Consider the following 1,302-nt stretch of genomic DNA (forward strand, 5'->3'; position numbering starts at 1 on the left):
ACATCCTGTGTCCAGTCCGTACGTCGCTGACCAGTCGCTTCCACACTAAACAATATCCGGTTCCGAAGTGCAGACCTTCGCTTATGCTTTCATGTCTAACGCACGTCTCCACACTAAGTAATAATATCTTGAATTTTTTCGAAACTTTTAGTATCGTTACTCGTATAGACAACAAAGAACTTTTTAGAAAAGAGATTAATCATGAATATACTACTAGAAATGTTAGATGGATCATATGACTTACTGTTTCTGTCTATCTATATAAGTCTGTTAGTTCGTATTGCGCTGGAAACCATCTGGACGCATACGGTGGCAGATACATCGAATTGGATGACCTCCCGGCATATCGTTTCAAGTAGGCATGATATTGAATTGCCTGCGTCTGGAGACGTCGTCGAATTTGTTAATGATATGATTCATTGGCTTCAACGAACGGTTCGCAGGAAGGAAAATTCCAAAGACGGCGACCACTTTCTCTTTATTCGTGCCTAGATCATTCGAATAAAGAGGAGGACGTAAATTGAAACGTTTAGTAAGTATCGTAGTATTGTTTAGTCTGGCTTTAGCAGGGTGTTCACCTGCACAGGGTGGAGGTAACCAGGGGTTCTTCAATCATTACTTTGTCCAACCTTTTGTAAGTGCGATTAAGATTGTAGCTGAAGCTTTCGGCGAAAATTATGGGATTGCTATCATCGTCATTACGTTGGCTGTCCGTTTTGTGCTTATGCCGCTCATGTTAAAGACGTATAAGAACGGCCAGGATATGCGTGTGAAAATGGCAGCGGTCAAGCCTGAGATGAATGACATTCAAAGCCGGATGAAAGAGGCTAAGACACAGGAAGAAAAGCAAAAGCTTCAATCCGAAATGATGGAGATCTACAAAACGCACAACATTAACCCGATGAACATGGGTTGTCTGCCCATTGTAATCCAAATGCCGATATTTATGGGTGTTTATTACGCCATCCGGAGTTCTGAGGAAATCGCCACTCACTCGTTTCTATGGTTCAATTTAGGAGAAACGGATATGACCATGGCGATTATTGCCGGTGTGATGTATTTCATCCAGTATCGTGTCTCCTTAATAGGAATACCTGAAGAGCAGCAAAAGCAAATGAAGCTGATTGGGCTCTTGTCTCCGATCATGATTTTAATTATTTCTTTTTCAACGCCATCTGCTCTGCCGTTATATTGGGCAGTTGGAGGATTGTTCCTGATTATTCAAACGCTGATTTCAAAAAGATTATACAACCAAGCGATCTAAATAGATTGAAACCCGTTGCAGGCTCTGCGGCGGGTTTT

2 protein-coding genes are annotated in these 1,302 nt (G+C 41.9%); both read left to right on the forward strand.

Annotated features, from left to right (window positions below; all coding sequences use genetic code 11):
- Positions 1 to 201: 201 nt before the first annotated feature.
- A complete protein-coding gene (locus LD39_RS19165; RefSeq protein ID WP_035551951.1) occupies positions 202 to 492 on the forward strand; it encodes a hypothetical protein in 291 nt (96 codons plus the stop codon).
- A 28-nt stretch (positions 493 to 520) separates the two neighbouring features.
- Entirely contained in the window at positions 521 to 1,264 is a 744-nt protein-coding gene (gene yidC, locus LD39_RS19170; protein WP_035551954.1) for a membrane protein insertase YidC, read from the forward strand.
- Positions 1,265 to 1,302 lie beyond the last annotated feature (38 nt).

Origin of the sequence: Halobacillus sp. BBL2006 (assembly GCF_000786645.1) — a bacterium.
Taxonomy (GTDB): Bacteria; Bacillota; Bacilli; order Bacillales; family Halobacillaceae; genus Halobacillus.

Excerpts from the sequence above, each read along its gene's own strand:
- LD39_RS19165 (WP_035551951.1), top strand. The coding sequence starts at position 202 with ATGAATATACTACTAGAAATGTTAGATGGATCATATGACTTACTGTTT.